The organism is Microbacterium sp. AC132 (genome assembly GCF_979258525.1).
Genome location: NZ_OZ409862.1, coordinates 2,995,026 through 3,009,129, shown reverse-complemented (window position 1 = coordinate 3,009,129; position 14,104 = coordinate 2,995,026). Strand labels below are relative to the sequence as shown.

The 14,104-nt window shown below is 67.6% G+C and carries 16 protein-coding genes and 1 tRNA gene; 6 read left to right on the top strand and 11 right to left on the bottom strand.

The window, feature by feature from the left end:
* Nucleotides 1–475: 475 nt before the first annotated feature.
* Both ACZZZQ_RS14455 and ACZZZQ_RS14450 read right to left on the bottom strand, forming a co-directional pair.
* The gene (locus ACZZZQ_RS14455; protein ID WP_463507819.1) at nt 476–961 is read right to left on the bottom strand and encodes a hypothetical protein; all 486 of its coding nucleotides are present in this window, start codon (nt 959–961) and stop codon (nt 476–478) included.
* 278 nt (nt 962–1,239) lie between these two features.
* Nucleotides 1,240–1,313, bottom strand: a tRNA-Pro gene (locus tag ACZZZQ_RS14450).
* 118 nt (nt 1,314–1,431) lie between these two features.
* On the opposite strand from ACZZZQ_RS14450, the gene ACZZZQ_RS14445 reads away from it, so the two are divergent.
* From ACZZZQ_RS14445 to ACZZZQ_RS14420, 6 genes are read left to right on the top strand one after another with little or no spacing between them, the layout of a single operon-like run.
* The gene (locus tag ACZZZQ_RS14445; protein WP_463507818.1) at nt 1,432–2,016 is read left to right on the top strand and encodes a GNAT family N-acetyltransferase; all 585 of its coding nucleotides are present in this window, start codon (nt 1,432–1,434) and stop codon (nt 2,014–2,016) included.
* Nucleotides 2,013–2,210, top strand: coding sequence for a helix-hairpin-helix domain-containing protein (locus ACZZZQ_RS14440; protein WP_372984965.1), 198 nt, complete (start codon nt 2,013–2,015; stop codon nt 2,208–2,210). The genes ACZZZQ_RS14445 and ACZZZQ_RS14440 overlap by 4 nt, the downstream gene beginning before the upstream one ends.
* Before the next feature lie 20 nt (nt 2,211–2,230).
* Nucleotides 2,231–2,686: a hypothetical protein gene (locus ACZZZQ_RS14435; protein ID WP_053096834.1), complete on the top strand. Its 456-nt coding sequence runs from the start codon at nt 2,231–2,233 to the stop codon at nt 2,684–2,686.
* A 40-nt stretch (nt 2,687–2,726) separates the two neighbouring features.
* Nucleotides 2,727–3,395, top strand: coding sequence for a lysoplasmalogenase family protein (locus tag ACZZZQ_RS14430; protein ID WP_463507817.1), 669 nt, complete (start codon nt 2,727–2,729; stop codon nt 3,393–3,395).
* Nucleotides 3,395–3,781: an RNA-binding S4 domain-containing protein gene (locus ACZZZQ_RS14425; RefSeq protein ID WP_463507816.1), complete on the top strand. Its 387-nt coding sequence runs from the start codon at nt 3,395–3,397 to the stop codon at nt 3,779–3,781. The genes ACZZZQ_RS14430 and ACZZZQ_RS14425 overlap by 1 nt, the downstream gene beginning before the upstream one ends.
* Before the next feature lie 38 nt (nt 3,782–3,819).
* Nucleotides 3,820–5,274 (top strand): HNH endonuclease signature motif containing protein, encoded by a 1,455-nt coding sequence (locus ACZZZQ_RS14420; RefSeq protein ID WP_463507815.1) that lies wholly within the window; start codon nt 3,820–3,822, stop codon nt 5,272–5,274.
* Nucleotides 5,275–5,473: 199 nt separating this feature from the next.
* Here ACZZZQ_RS14420 and ACZZZQ_RS14415 read toward each other — a convergent pair whose 3' ends face one another.
* The 9 genes from ACZZZQ_RS14415 to xerD form a co-directional block, all read right to left on the bottom strand.
* Complete coding sequence (locus ACZZZQ_RS14415; protein ID WP_285363371.1) at nt 5,474–6,412, bottom strand: NUDIX hydrolase; 939 nt, start codon at nt 6,410–6,412, stop codon at nt 5,474–5,476.
* Nucleotides 6,413–6,520: 108 nt separating this feature from the next.
* Nucleotides 6,521–8,041: a ribosome biogenesis GTPase Der gene (gene der, locus ACZZZQ_RS14410; RefSeq protein WP_053096842.1), complete on the bottom strand. Its 1,521-nt coding sequence runs from the start codon at nt 8,039–8,041 to the stop codon at nt 6,521–6,523.
* Nucleotides 8,034–8,708, bottom strand: a complete 675-nt coding sequence (cmk, locus tag ACZZZQ_RS14405; protein ID WP_400341217.1) for a (d)CMP kinase — start codon at nt 8,706–8,708, stop codon at nt 8,034–8,036. Before cmk ends, der begins: the two co-directional genes overlap by 8 nt.
* Nucleotides 8,701–9,846, bottom strand: a complete 1,146-nt coding sequence (locus ACZZZQ_RS14400; RefSeq protein ID WP_083569352.1) for a prephenate dehydrogenase — start codon at nt 9,844–9,846, stop codon at nt 8,701–8,703. Before ACZZZQ_RS14400 ends, cmk begins: the two co-directional genes overlap by 8 nt.
* On the bottom strand, nt 9,843–10,631 hold the full coding sequence (locus ACZZZQ_RS14395) for a pseudouridine synthase (RefSeq protein ID WP_056278993.1): 789 nt from the start codon (nt 10,629–10,631) through the stop codon (nt 9,843–9,845). The genes ACZZZQ_RS14400 and ACZZZQ_RS14395 overlap by 4 nt, the downstream gene beginning before the upstream one ends.
* 76 nt (nt 10,632–10,707) lie before the next feature.
* Nucleotides 10,708–11,310 (bottom strand): SMC-Scp complex subunit ScpB, encoded by a 603-nt coding sequence (gene scpB, locus ACZZZQ_RS14390; protein ID WP_463507814.1) that lies wholly within the window; start codon nt 11,308–11,310, stop codon nt 10,708–10,710.
* The gene (locus ACZZZQ_RS14385) at nt 11,300–12,118 is read right to left on the bottom strand and encodes a segregation and condensation protein A (protein WP_295105834.1); all 819 of its coding nucleotides are present in this window, start codon (nt 12,116–12,118) and stop codon (nt 11,300–11,302) included. The genes scpB and ACZZZQ_RS14385 overlap by 11 nt, the downstream gene beginning before the upstream one ends.
* Before the next feature lie 91 nt (nt 12,119–12,209).
* A complete protein-coding gene (locus tag ACZZZQ_RS14380; protein ID WP_053099169.1) occupies nt 12,210–13,043 on the bottom strand; it encodes a ParA family protein in 834 nt (277 codons plus the stop codon).
* Nucleotides 13,044–13,199: 156 nt separating this feature from the next.
* Entirely contained in the window at nt 13,200–14,102 is a 903-nt protein-coding gene (xerD, locus tag ACZZZQ_RS14375; RefSeq protein ID WP_463507813.1) for a site-specific tyrosine recombinase XerD, read from the bottom strand.
* Nucleotides 14,103–14,104: the final 2 nt, after the last annotated feature.

Here is a 14,104-nt window from a genome sequence, read left to right as displayed (position 1 = left end):
ATGAACGGAGATCCGCCGACCGCCGTTCACAGGATCGGACTGAGGCGCATCCGCAACCACTAGATACAGCGCTGCATTGGGGTTACGTTGGCCGTGGCCACACAGACGCGGCCCCGAGCCGGTGGAGTTCCCCAGCGAAGCCGGCTAGGTGTCCCGATAGGTACCCCAGAACCGGTCGGGGCACCGTACTGCCCGCCCCGATGCCTGTGGCCGCCTCCTCGTGCGTGGAGTCTTGACGCCGCCGGATTCCGGTCCACGACGAGCGAGCCCCACAATCGGCAGCGCGAATGAGTGCAGACAAATCGACCGGGTCCGCCGTCGCCGGGAACTCGGCATCAGCATCGAGCGTCTCCTGTTCATGGCGGACGACGCCGATTCTTCCGGTCACCGCCAGTTCTACGGAATTGGCGGCAGGCTCGGAATCATCGGTTGACGGAGAGACCGCCTCCCCCGCATCGACATTCGTCACTTCTGGTCACCTGCCCATGCCCCGACTGACAGCCTCTTGCGCAGTCGCGACTCGTTCGGGCGTCATGGGCAACTCATACGGGACAACTTCCTCCAGCCGCGACGCGAGGTCCGTCAGCGCCTGCTTGACTGCCTTGTGCTCTGACGGAACTTCGTCGAAGTCGACAGTCTCCAGCCAGTCCATCAGCACGATCGCGTCCTCAGTCCAGAGTGCGATCTCCACGGTTGGGTATGTCCTCATGCGGGAGGCTATCGCGCCAGCGCGGCGCGCGTTCTTCTCGCGCTCGTACTTGATCGCGCGACGCATGATCGGCACGAAGGCGAAGGCACACATCGCCCAGAAGCCGAGCCCCCCGACGAACGGCATTGGCTCACCGATAACGATGCCCACCACGACGGCGATCCCGCCGAATACTGCGGACATGACGACATTCACGATCGAGCCGACCTTGCCGGACGGACTCATGGGCCCGTGAGGGTCAGCGATGTTCATTTGCTCAGTATGCAGGAATCGCGATGAACGCCGTGCTGTACCTCCGTGTCAGCACCGCCGCTCACTCCATGGGCGGCTTCGGTCTCGATGTTCAACCGAGGGCCCGCCGGGCCTAAGCCAAGGCGCAGACCCGGCAGGCCGTCGCCACCCTCCGTGATGAGGGCGTGTCTGGCACACTCGACGCCGCCCAGCGTGACGGCCTTATGCCTGCTGCCCTCGGACTGTCCCGGACATGCAGAAGGCCCGGAGACTCTTGCGAGTTTCCGGGCCTTTCTCGGTCGGGCTGACAGGATTTGAACCTGCGACCCCTTGACCCCCAGTCAAGTGCGCTACCAAGCTGCGCCACAGCCCGTTGTTCTGCACTCTCGCGCAGGCAACTCCCCTATCTTAGCCCCACTCGATGGATCTCCGCGAACCGGGTGAGCGCCGGGCGTTGCGGGGTGTCGGAGGCCCGGCGTACGGTCGCATCCATGGTGACGATCACGACCGAGGTGGCGACCAGCGCCCGATGGGATGACGTTCAGCATGCGCTGACGGGCTGCGGCGACGGTGCCAGCTGCCAGTGCATCTGGCCGATGCTGAGCAACAAGGAGTGGAATGAGACCACCACGCCGCAACGCACAGAGATGTTGCACGATGAGATCCAGGCGGGCCCTCCACCTGGTCTGATCGCATACATCGACGGCGAGGCCGCGGGGTGGATCAGGATCGGTCCGCGAACCCTGCAGCAGCGGGTGCCGCGCACGCGCATGATCGCGGCGGCATCAACCGAACCCTTCGATGACGAGTCCGTATGGGCCGTGACATGTTTCGTGGTCCGTCGCGAACACCGCGGCTCGGGCATCACCCTCGAGCTGCTGCGCGCCGCCGTCGATCTCGCTCGAGGCTCCGGCGCCAGACTGGTCGAGGGGTACCCCGTCGACACCCGTGGCGAGAAGAAGCGCACCAACGATCTGTTCCACGGCACGCTCGCCACGTTCCTGGCGGCGGGATTCGAAGAACGCGCGGAGATGAAGCCGGGCCGAACCCTGGTCGCACTGGATCTGTCGTCATGAACGAAGAGACGGACCTACCGGCGTCCATGGGCAAGGTCGCACGACGAGGGCTCGCGCTCCACGGGTTCACGCGTCTCGACCGATTCGACGGCGCGTCCGAGGCGGCGCTGCTCGCCATCCACGGAGTCGGGCCGAAGGCCATTCGCATCCTGCGCGAGCAGCTCGAGTCCCGCGGCTCGACTCTCGGGCCGTGAGCGAGCGCTAGCGTGGTGACATGAGCGACGAGAACCCGACCATCGAAGATCCCGAACTGGGCACCCTCACGCGCGCCACGACCGAGCTGTCCGACGGAACGGTACTGACCCATGACTGGTATGCAGGCGGCACGGTCGTCGCCGGCGCCCCTCTCGATCTCATGATCGAAGGCACCGATGCCGATGAGGCTGCCGCACTGCTCCCCCATGTGCATCAGACCATAGCCGCCCTCGGCGTGCTGCGACGACTGGCGACGGATGCGGTCGTCGCCGCCTTCAGCAATGCGGCCCCGGAGCAGCACGAGCTCGACGACGCGGCGACCGACCTCACCCTCGAGACGCTCGAAGCCTCGTCCGATGGCACGGTCGTGCTCCATTTCATCGACACCTGCGGCCAGCACTTCCCTGAGGGCTACTGGCCCGCCGTGCACCTCGGTGCCGACGGTCAGATCACCCAGGTCACGGTCGAATCCTGAGCGAGGCTGACCGCGTTCGATCCCGCCCTACGATGGTGAGATGCAGCGACGCCGTCCATCCGACCCGCTTCTCTGGGCCTTTCTGCCCTATGCGGCGGCATCGGCGACGCACGTGGCGCTGCTGAGCGTCGGCAGCCCCGCAGCCGGCCCGACGAAGCTCCTGCTCATGCCTTTGCTCGCCGTGCCCGTGTTCGTGTCGGTGGGTCGCGCCGCGGAGCGCTCCGCGCTGGCGTTGACCATCGCGGCGCTCCTGTTCTCGTGGCTCGGCGACAGCGCAGGGGTATTCTTCCCCGCGGCGCCAGAAGTGCCTCTGATGCTCCTGTTCTTCGGCATCGCGCATCTGGCATACATCGCGCTCTTCATCCGCCATCTCGCCGCGCGGCGGATGCCGTGGTGGGCGCTCGTCTACGCCGCGTGGTGGGTGGCGATGCTGGTGTTCATCGGTCCGCACGCCGGTGGGCTGCTGATCGCGGTGGCTGTCTACGGTCTCGTCCTCGCGAGCACAGCGGCCACCGCCACTCGATGCTCTGGGCTCGTGTCGATCGGCGGCGCCTTCTTCCTCGCCAGCGACACTCTCTTGGCTCTTCGGCTCTTCCTGCCCGGTTCCCTGCCGGACTGGAGCAGCCCCGCCATCATGGCCACCTACACGCTCGGGCAGGGTCTGATCATCGCCGGCACCCTGATCGCACTGAGAAAGCGAGACATCTGATGGCGGATGCAGCACGGGTCGACAGCTGGCTCTGGGCGATCCGCGTCTACAAGACGCGCTCGGCCGCGACCACTGCATGCCGTGCGGGGCATGTGCGCGTGAACGGCGACAAAGTGAAGGCTGCTCAGCACATCCGCGTCGGCGACGAACTGCGCATCCGGATCGCCGGATTCGATCGGGTTCTCATCGTGCGTCAGCTGCTCGTCAAGCGCGTCGGTGCCCCTCTCGCTGCGCTGGCATATGAGGACCGCACACCGGAGCGCGAACCGCAGGCGGCTCTCGGACTGCGTGATCGGGGGGCGGGGCGACCGACGAAGCGTGAGCGTCGCGACATCGACAAGCTGCGCGGGCGAGGATACGAGGATGACGGCATATTCCGGGGTTAAGCCTGGATGCTGTCGAACATAGGTTCTAATGTGGACCTATGACCCGGCGTACCGACTTCGACCTCGATCTCGAGGAGCGCTGCCGCCTGCTCGACGAATGGGTCGCCACGCGCCGCCAGATCGCTGCGCTCGAGGCCGAGTCCTACGCGCTGCTGGTCGAGCGGATCGGCATGCACGACAGCGACGTCTCGGAGAGCCCGCACCATCGCGAGGCGATCTACCGCTCGATGGTCGCAGAGTACTCCGCGGCCGGTCACATCCCGAAAGGTTCGGTCGAGTACGCCTTCACCGATGCACGCACATTGACGCGCACGCTCCCGGCCGTGCAGGCCGCCTTCTCTGTCGGGTCGATCAGCGTGCGTCATGTCCGTGAGATCGTGCGTGCGAGCGAGATCGTCGACGACGCCATCCGCGATGGGCGGGTGGACGCCGAGACGATGAGCCTCTACGAGGCTGCTGTTCTGGTGGTCGCTGAGAACGACACGGCACCGAGAACGAAGACCCATGCACGTCAGGTGGCGGCAGCTCTCGTCGGCGAGACCGTCGTCGAGCAGCATCGCCGAGCGGCCGCGGAACGGTGTGTCACCGTAAATTCCGTCGGCGACGGGCTTGCGGCCCTCACGGCGATCCTGCCGGAGTGGGTCGCAGTGGCGATCTCCGATCGGCTCACGCAGATGGCCCGGCACATCACTCGCACCCGCAACGAGCGGGAGCCTATCCTGGAGCCGCTGGACAAACCGGAGGGGTCGCTCTACCTCGACGACCTCTCGCCCGACGATCCCCGATGCGAGTCCTACTTCGACACAGGGGTGATCACCGCCGACGGCACGTTCGTCACCGACCCGCTTGCCGGACTGATCGACCCGATGGTTGACCCCTCCAGCCCTGACATCGAGCACCTCTCCGGCGACACTCGCACATTCGACCAGATGCGCGCCGATGTGCTGGCTGACCTGCTCCTCACTGCCGATCCGAGCGAAGCGACAGTCACAGGGCTGGAGAACATCTCCGCCCGCATCCAGGTCACCGTCGCTGCAAGCACTCTCGCCGGGGAGGACGATCGTCCCGCTGAACTCGACGGACACGGGCCGCTCGATCCCGACGTCGCGCGGGGACTCGCAGGACATCGCACCGGGTGGGCACGTCTGTTCCTCGACGCGCAGGGACTGGTCACGGAGACCGACTCCTACTCCCCGACAGAGCAGATGCGGCGGTTCCTCAGAGCACGCGATCAGCACTGCAGATTTCCCGGATGCAGGATGCCGGTGCATCGTTGCGAGATCGACCACAACCACGACCACGCCCGTGGTGGACGCACGCGCGTCGACAATCTCAGCCACTTCTGCACGACGCACCACTCGCTCAAGCATCCGGACATCGACGAGCGGCATCGGTGGACGGCGCGCCAGACTTCTGACGGGTCGCTCACGTGGACGAGTCCGCTCGGCCGCGAGTATGTCGACCCACCGCGACGAAGAGTGATGTTCGTCTGAGCGCATCACACGTCACGCTGAGCGCAGCATCCTCACGCTGAGCGCAGCATTCACGCTGAGCGCAACACGCGTCACGCTGAGCGCAACACCCCTCAGGCTGAGCGCAGCCACGGTCGGACGAGGGGGCGCACAGCCAAGACGAAGCGGAGCGCGCGCTGAGACGAAAGCGGAGCACGCACTGAGACGAAAGCGGCCCCGACTATTGCGGGAGCACGCTCAACAGCCAGCCCGCCGAGCGCACTTGCGCCGCGCCCGCTGCGTCGACGCGGTTCTGCAGCTCGCGGTCGCTCGAGATGACCACGACATGCTGCCCGGCACGCGTTCGACGTTCCACCTCGGCCACAATCGCGTCGTCTCCGGCCCCCTCGGCGCGGACGATCGAGACGCCACCTGCGGGAAGCAGCTCGGGCACCTCCGCATCGGCGTCCGACGACGGAGTCACAATCCCGCGCGCCTGCCCTTCGACGACGAGAGCGATCTCCGGGAACCAGGTCGCTCCCCCGACCCCGAGGTCGGCCGCGGGCGCAGCGAGTCCGTCGAGGCGCGAGGCAAGACGAGCCGTCGCACCGGCACGATCTCTCCACCATCCGTTCGGCACAGAGCCGACCACGTTGGCGGCGTCGACGACGAGCGACAGGCGCACATCGAGCAGGGTGCGCAGAGCGGGCCAGGCGCTACCGAAACCGGGGTGCAACGGCCGTGCGTCCACCTCATCGACGGGCACCCACTCGAGAGCCACGCTCTCGGGGTCACTGATCACGGGGTCGAACGGACGCACCACATCGGCGATGACGGTCGTGTACGACCACACGTCCAGATCGAGCACGCTGGTGAACCGGGGTCGCACGGCCGCATCCGGAACCCCGGCCTCTTCCTGCGCCTCGCGCACTGCGCCCACGATCGCGCTCTCGCCCTCGTGCATGGCGCCGCCAGGCAACCCCCATGTCCCACCGAAGTGCGACCAGGACACCCGGTGCTGAAGAAGGATCCCGCGTTCCGGATCGACGGCGAGCAGTCCAGCCGCGCCGAAGCGCCCCCAGTACTTCTCCCCCGAGGGGGCGATCACCCAGGCGTCGCCCGGGTTTCGCGGCCCATCTGGGCGGCGGGGTTCACCTGCGGCGGGAGGTACGACAGTCACCCCTTCAGCCTGTCACAGCATCCGGCTGTCGGCATCCGCCCGGGTCATACGCGGGAACAGCTGTGCCCGCGCGGAATCGCGCGGGCACAGCTGTCGAATCGGGTGCGATCAGCGCTGGCGCTTCTCGCGGACCCTCATGTTGATGACGATCGGAGTTCCGTCGAATTCGTAGAGCTCGCGCAGACGACGCTGAATGAAGCGGCGGTAGCCCGGGTCGAGGAATCCCGTCGTGAACAGCACGAACGTCGGCGGACGCGTCGATGCCTGCGTGCCGAACAGGATGCGCGGCTGCTTTCCGCCACGCAGCGGGTGCGGGTGCTCGGCGACGAGCTCTGCGAGGAAGGCGTTGAACTTGCCCGTCGGGATGCGACGGTCCCAGTTCTCCAACGCCGTCTCGAGCGCCGGCACGAGCTTGTCGAGGTGACGACCGGTCTTGGCCGAGATGTTCACTCGGGGCGCCCAGGCGACGTGCGCCAGGTCCTGCTCGATCTCACGCTCGAGGTACCGACGTCGATCGGCGTTCTCGAGGTCGTCATCGTTCAGACGATCCCACTTGTTGAATGCCAGCACGAGAGAGCGGCCCGACTCGAGCACGAGATCGATGATGCGGACGTCCTGCTCGCTGATCGTCTCGGACACATCGAGGACGACGACCGCGACCTCCGCCTTCTCGAGAGCAGCGGACGTGCGCAGCGACGCGTAGAAGTCAGCACCCTGCGCCATGTGCACCCGGCGGCGGATGCCGGCGGTGTCGACGAGGCGCCAGAGCTTGCCACCGAGCTCGACGATCTCATCGACCGGGTCACGGGTGGTTCCCGCGAGGTCGTTCACGACCACGCGCTCTTCGCCGGCCGCCTTGTTGAGCAGCGAGGACTTGCCGACGTTCGGGCGACCGAGGATCGCGACGCGCCGCGGCCCGCCGATCTCGGCCTTCGCGACCGCGGAGACATCCGGCAGCTTCTTCAGCAGCTGGTCGAGCAGATCGGCGACGCCACGACCGTGGATCGCCGACACCGGGTAGGGCTCGCCGAGGCCGAGGTTCCAGAGAGCCGCAGCCTCAGGCTCCTGACGAGCGTCGTCGATCTTGTTGGCGACGAGGAAGACCGGCTTGCCGCTCTTGCGCAGCAGCTTCACGACGTGCTCATCGGTCGACGTGGCGCCGACCATGGCGTCGACGACGAACAGCACGATGTCGGCGAGGTCGATCGCGACCTCCGCCTGCGCGGCGACCGAGCGGTCGATGCCGCGGGCGTCGGGCTCCCAGCCGCCCGTGTCGACGAGCGAGAAGCGACGGTCGGCCCACTCGGCCTTGTACGTCACGCGGTCGCGGGTCACGCCGGGGGTGTCCTCGACGACTGCCTCACGACGGCCGAGGATGCGGTTAACGAGAGCCGACTTGCCGACGTTCGGTCGACCGACGATCGCGACGACCGGCAGGGCCGGGAAGAACTGGATCCCGTCCTCGCCCATCGTGATGCCGGCGAGAAGGGCGGCATCTTCATCGTCCAGGTCGTAGTCGGCGAGGCCTGCGCGCAGGGTCTCGGCGCGCGCCTCGGCGAGCTGCTCGTCGAGCGACTCCATCTTCTCGGCGAGCTGGTCGGGGCCGCCTTCGTATTCGTCGTCAGCCATGGTGTACTCCTCGGATTCGTTCGATCACCGCGAGGACGGCGTCGATGGTCTGTGTGAAATCGAGCTCCGTCGAATCGACGACCTCGACGCCGTCTGCGGCGTTCAGGAAGTCGACGACGGCGCTGTCTGATGCGTCGCGCTTGTGCAGTGCGGCCGCGACGGCCTCGGCGTTCTCGCCGGCGAGCTCGCCGGCACGTCGTGCGGCGCGCACCTCGGGCGCAGCCGTGAGGAGGATGCGCACCGGGGCGTCGGGAGCCACCACGGTGGTGATGTCCCGCCCTTCGACGACGACCGCCGGGTACGGCGCCTCGGCGACGAGGGTGCGGAAGAGACGATTGACCTGGTTCCGCACCTCGGGCACACGGGCGACGCCGCTCACCGCGCTCGAGACCGATGGTTCGCGGATCGCGTCCGTGACGTCGACCTCTCCGACGAGCACGGTGCGATCGTCGGGGTCGAGGCCGAGGCGCACGGGGAAGTCGGAGACGGCGTCGAGCACCGCCGCGGCATCCGCCGTGTCGGCGCCTCGATCCAGCACATGCCAGGCGAGAGCGCGGTACGCGGAGCCGGTGTCGAGGTAGCCGAAGCCCAGAGCCCGAGCGACCGCCTTGGACACGCTGGACTTGCCGGAGCCGGCGGGCCCGTCGATCGCGATGAAATCAGTCATTGGTGGTACCTGCAATCCGCCAGCCGCGTTCCTGAAGTCCGGTGATCGCCCCGTGCAGCGCAGCAGGGTCGACGCTGATCTCGGCCAGGCCGAACTGCGCGCCCGGCGAGTGCTCGAGACGGAGGTCCTCGACGTTGACGCCGAGCTCTCCGAGTTCGCCGAACAGTCGACCGAGCTGGCCGGCGGTGTCGTCGACCATCACGACCAGGGACTCGAATCGCTGGTTCTGCCCGTGCTTTCCGGGAAGACGTTCGACGCCGTCGTTGCCCTGCCGGATCGTCTCGGCGACCACACGCCGAGCCCCGGGGGCCTCGGGCGCGCGCAGAGCGTCCGACACCTCGCGGAGATCGGATGCCAGAGCGTCGAGGATCTCGACCACGGGCCCGGCGTTCGCTCCGAGGATCTGCACCCAGAGTTCGGGTGCAGATGCCGCGATACGCGTCGTGTCGCGGACGCCCTGGCCGGAGAGGCGCAGCGCACCCTCGTCGGCGGTGGCGAGACGGCCGGCGAGCAGGCTCGCGACGACCTGAGGAACGTGGGAGGTGAGAGCGACCGAGCGGTCGTGCTCCTCGGGAGTCATCTCGAGCGGCATCGCTCCGACATCGAGGGCGAGCGCTTCGACGAGCGCGAGATCGGTGGCGGTCGTGTCGGCATCCCGGCACACCACCCAGGGGCGGCCCACGAAGAGGTCGGCGCGCGCAGAGATCGCTCCGCCGCGCTCGCGTCCGGCGAGGGGGTGCGAGCCGATGTAGCGGGTGAGGTCGACGCCACGGTGCTGCAGACTGTGCAGGGGCTCGAGCTTGACGCTCGCCACATCGGTGACGACAGCGTGAGGGAAACGACTCAGCTCCGACTCGATGACATCCGCGGTGACGTCAGGCGGCACTGCGACCACGACCAGCACCGGCGAATCGTCCTCGGCGGCCGAGCGGCCCGCCCCGTAGTCGATCGCGAGACGCAGCTGGGCGGGCGAGGTGTCGGCGAGCACCACGTCGACACCCTTCGCACGAAGGGCATGTCCGATGCTCGCGCCGAGCAGCCCGGCGCCGACGACGCGAACGGTTCCCGAGAGTCTCGCCGCGATTCGTGGCGCGACAGAACTCCGAGCCCCCGTGGGCGCACTCGTCGTATCGGTCACTCGTTCTCCTGTTGCTCGCCTGGCGCCTCGGCGACACCGGAATCACGGCGCGACAGAGTCAAGAGTGCGCCGAGTTCGATTTTAGTCAGTTCGCGCGTCTTCCCAACCGGGAGGGTTCCCAGGTGCAGCGGGCCGAACTGGCGGCGCACGAGTTCGGTCACCGGGTGGCCGACCGCTGCCAGCATCCGTCGGACGATGCGATTGCGCCCGGAGTGCAGTGTCAGCTCGACGAGACTCGACCCGCGAGAGGTGTCGAGCAGCCTCGCCTTGTCTGCCGCGATCGGACCGTCGTCGAGCTCGATGCCCCGGGTGAGCTTCGAGATCGTCTGCGCGGTCACTTCGCCTTCGACCTTGGCGATGTAGACCTTGGTCACCCCGAACGACGGGTGAGCGAGCACGTGAGCGAGGTCTCCGTCGTTGGTCAGCACGAGCAGCCCGCTGGTCTCCGCGTCGAGCCGCCCGACGTTGTACAGCCGCTCCTCGTAGTCCTCGGTGAACCGGCGCAGATCGGGGCGATCGTTCTCGTCTCGCATGCTGCTGACGACCCCGGTGGGCTTGTTCAGCATCACATAGCGCTTCGACACGTCGAGCTGAACAGCGGTGCCGTCCACATCGATGAGATCGGTCTCCGGGTCGACGCGACGGCCGAGCTCGGTGACGGTCACGCCGTTGACACGGATGCGCCCTTCGACGATGTACTGCTCGATCACGCGTCGCGAGGCCACGCCCGCCGCCGACAGCACCTTCTGCAGGCGGATGCCCTCTGGTGTCTCGAAGCCGCTCATCGGATGGTCCCTTCGTTGAAACTGATTCTGCGCGTCGCGCCGTTGCGGCCGGTCGCCGCCGTCAGGACGACCGAGATCATCGGATGGTCCCTTCGTCGAAGCCGTCCGCGCCGTCGTCGAGCAGAGGAGAGATGGGGGGCAGCTCGTCGAGCGAGTTGATGCCCAGGTGCTGCAGCAGCGCGTCGGTCGTGCCGTAGTTGATGGCGCCGGTCTCGGAGTCCGCGAACAGCTCGGTGATGAGACCTCGTGCGAGGAGCGTCCGTACGACGGAGTCGACGTTCACCGCGCGGATCGACGCCACCTGGCTGCGCGTGACGGGCTGCTTGTAGGCGATCACCGCGAGCGTCTCGAGCGCCGCCTGCGAGAGTCGTGCCGGCGCTTGTCCCCCGACGAACTCCGCGACGACGTCGTCGTGATCCTCGCGGACGTACAGGCGCCAGCCCCCGCCGACCTCACGCAGCTCGAAACCCCGTCGCGGTCCGTGACCCTTGCCGTCGTAATCCTCGACCAGGGTCTCGATCGTCTGTCGGACGGCCGCGACCGGTGATCCGACGGCAGCGGCGAGAGCGACGAGTCCGATCGGCTCGTCGATGATCAGCAGGATCGCCTCGATGCGCTCGGAGAGGGGCGTGTCACGCACGGCCGGCTCGGTCACTGCGTCAACGGTGTCATCGGTCATAGTCGGCTCCCAGGGATGCCAGTGTCTCGTCCGACCAGGAGTCGGCTGCCCAGCGCAGCGTGAGCTCGCCGAGCGGTTCCAGTTGCTCGAAGGAGAGTGCGGCGTGCCGGTAGAGCTCCAGCACAGAGATGAACCGCGCGACCACGATCCCGGGCTCGCTCACACCCGCGACCAGCTCGCGGAAGCTCACGGACTCCGCCGCGCGCAGCAGAGTGACCACGATCGCGGCCTGTTCGCGGATGCTGACGAGCGGAGCGTGCAGGTGATCGAGGCCGACATGCGGGATCTCCTTCGGCGCGAACGCGAGAAGCGCGAGCGCGGCGAAGTCATCCGCGCTGAGCGACCACACGAGCTCGGGGGTCTTTCGCCTGTGCTTCTCATCCAGCCGGACAGCACGCACGTGCCGACGGTCCTCGCGCTGCAGGCATCGGGCGAACCACGCCGAGACCTCTTTGAAGGCGCGGTACTGCAGGAGTCGCGCGAAGAGGAGGTCACGTGCTTCGAGGAGAGCGACGGCTTCGGCATCCACCAGCTCGCCCTGAGGCAGCAGTCCCGCCACCTTCATGTCGAGCAGCGTCGCTGCGACCACCAGGAACTCGGACGCCTGATCGAGCTCCTCGTCGTCGTCGAGCTCCTTGAGGTAAGCGATGAACTCGTTGGTGACGGCGCTCAGCGACACCTCGGTGATGTCCATCTCGTGCTTCGAGATGAGGTTCAGCAGAAGGTCGAACGGGCCGTCGAAGTTCGACAGGGAGACGCGGAACCCGGGATCCGCCGGCAGTGCGGTGTCAGCGATGTCTGAGCCGATGTCCGCGACGGACTGAACGGGCGAGACGGACTGAACGGGCGAGACGGACTGAGGCGAGACGGACTGAGCCGGGGTGTCTGGCGGCTCGAGCTCAGGCGACAGCGCCACGGGCGACCAGCTCCCGCGCCAGTCGCAGGTACGCCTGCGCGGCAGCGTGCTCCGGAGCGAACTCGGTGATCGGCACACCGGACACCGATGCATCGGGGAACTTGACGGTTCGACCGATCACGGTCTCCAGGACGTCGTCCCCGAACGCCTCGACCACACGCTCGAGAACCTCACGCGAGTGCAGGGTGCGCGGGTCGTACATGGTGGCGAGGAGGCCGTCCATGGTGATCGACGGGTTCAGCCGGTCGCGCACCTTGTCGATCGTCTCGATCAGCAGCGCCACACCGCGAAGCGCGAAGAACTCGCACTCGAGCGGGATGATGACGCCGTGAGCGGCGGTCAGCGCGTTGACCGTCAGCAGACCGAGCGAGGGCTGGCAGTCGATGAGGATGACGTCGTACTCCCCCGCGACCTGGCGGAGGACACGGGCGAGGATCGTCTCGCGGGCGACCTCGTTCACGAGGTGCACCTCAGCGGCCGACAGGTCGATGTTCGCCGGCATGACGTCGAGGCCTTCGACACCCGAGTGCACGATCGCATCATGTGCGTCGCGCTTGGTGTCGAGCAGCAGATCGTAGATCGTCGGCACATCGTGCGTCTGAATGCCGAGACCTGCCGACAGTGCGCCCTGCGGGTCGAAGTCGACCGCGAGGACCTTCCGGCCATATTCGGCGAGGGCCGCGGCGAGGTTGATCGAGGTCGTGGTCTTGCCGACGCCGCCCTTCTGATTGCAGAGGGCGATGATGCGGGCCGGACCATGCGAGGCGAGAGGAGCAGGGGTCGCGAAGCCGTGATAGGGACGCCCGGTGGGTCCCATGGGGGTGTCGTCGGTCTTCGACGTCTTCGCCCTGGACTTCGCCGCGTTCTCAGCCACCGATTCTCCTGCTCGTTTCGTGCTTGATCGAGTCTACCGATCGCCCGGAGGGTTCCACGCCTCGGCCGCGGCGATCCCGCGTTTTGGCCGCAGCTCGGGTCACCGGGCGCGAGGGTGCGACGTCGCGTAGATGTCGCGCAGCGTGTCGACAGACACGTGCGTGTAGATCTGGGTCGTGGCGACCGAGGCGTGTCCGAGCAGCTCCTGCACGACGCGCACGTCTGCGCCGCCCTGCAGCAGGTGCGTGGCGAACGAGTGCCGCAGCGTGTGCGGTGAGACCTCGGCGGTGATGTGCGCGTTCTCCGCGGCCGCGCGGATGACCAGCCAGGCGCTCTGGCGTGACAGGGGCGCACCGCGCGCGCCGAGGAACAGCCGCGCCGACGCCCGACCCTTCACTGCGAGCCCGGGACGGACCCGGGTGAGGTACGCGTCCACCGCTGCGCGGGCGAACGAGCCGATCGGCACGATACGTTCCTTCGACCCCTTGCCGCGGAGGCGCAGGACATCGCCATGAGCGAGGTCGTCGACGTCGAGCCCGACGGCCTCCGACACACGAGCGCCGGTCGCGTAGAGCAGCTCGAGCAGGGCCCGGTCACGGATGCCCAGAGGGTCCTCCGCGCTGGGGGCGCCGAGGAGGCTCTCGACCTGGTCGATCGTCAGGGCCTTCGGCAGACGCCGCGGGGCCTTGGGCGGACGGAGACGGCCGCTCGGGTCATCCGGTTCGATCCCTTCACGCGCCAGGAACCGGTGCCATCCGCGCACCGACGACTGCAGACGGGCGAGGCTCGTCGCCGCAGGAGCCGGATCGGCCCCGGAGCGATCGGCGATGAAGCGTCCGACGACCGTAGCGCTGATCTCAGCGGTGTCCGTCACCCCCTCGGACACGAGCCACTCCAGATACGTGTCGAGGTCGCGTCGATACGCCGAGATGGTGTGCTCGCTGAGGCCGCGCTCGATCGTGACGTGGCGCAGATACGTGTCCAACGCTCGGTCGAGCTGCATGC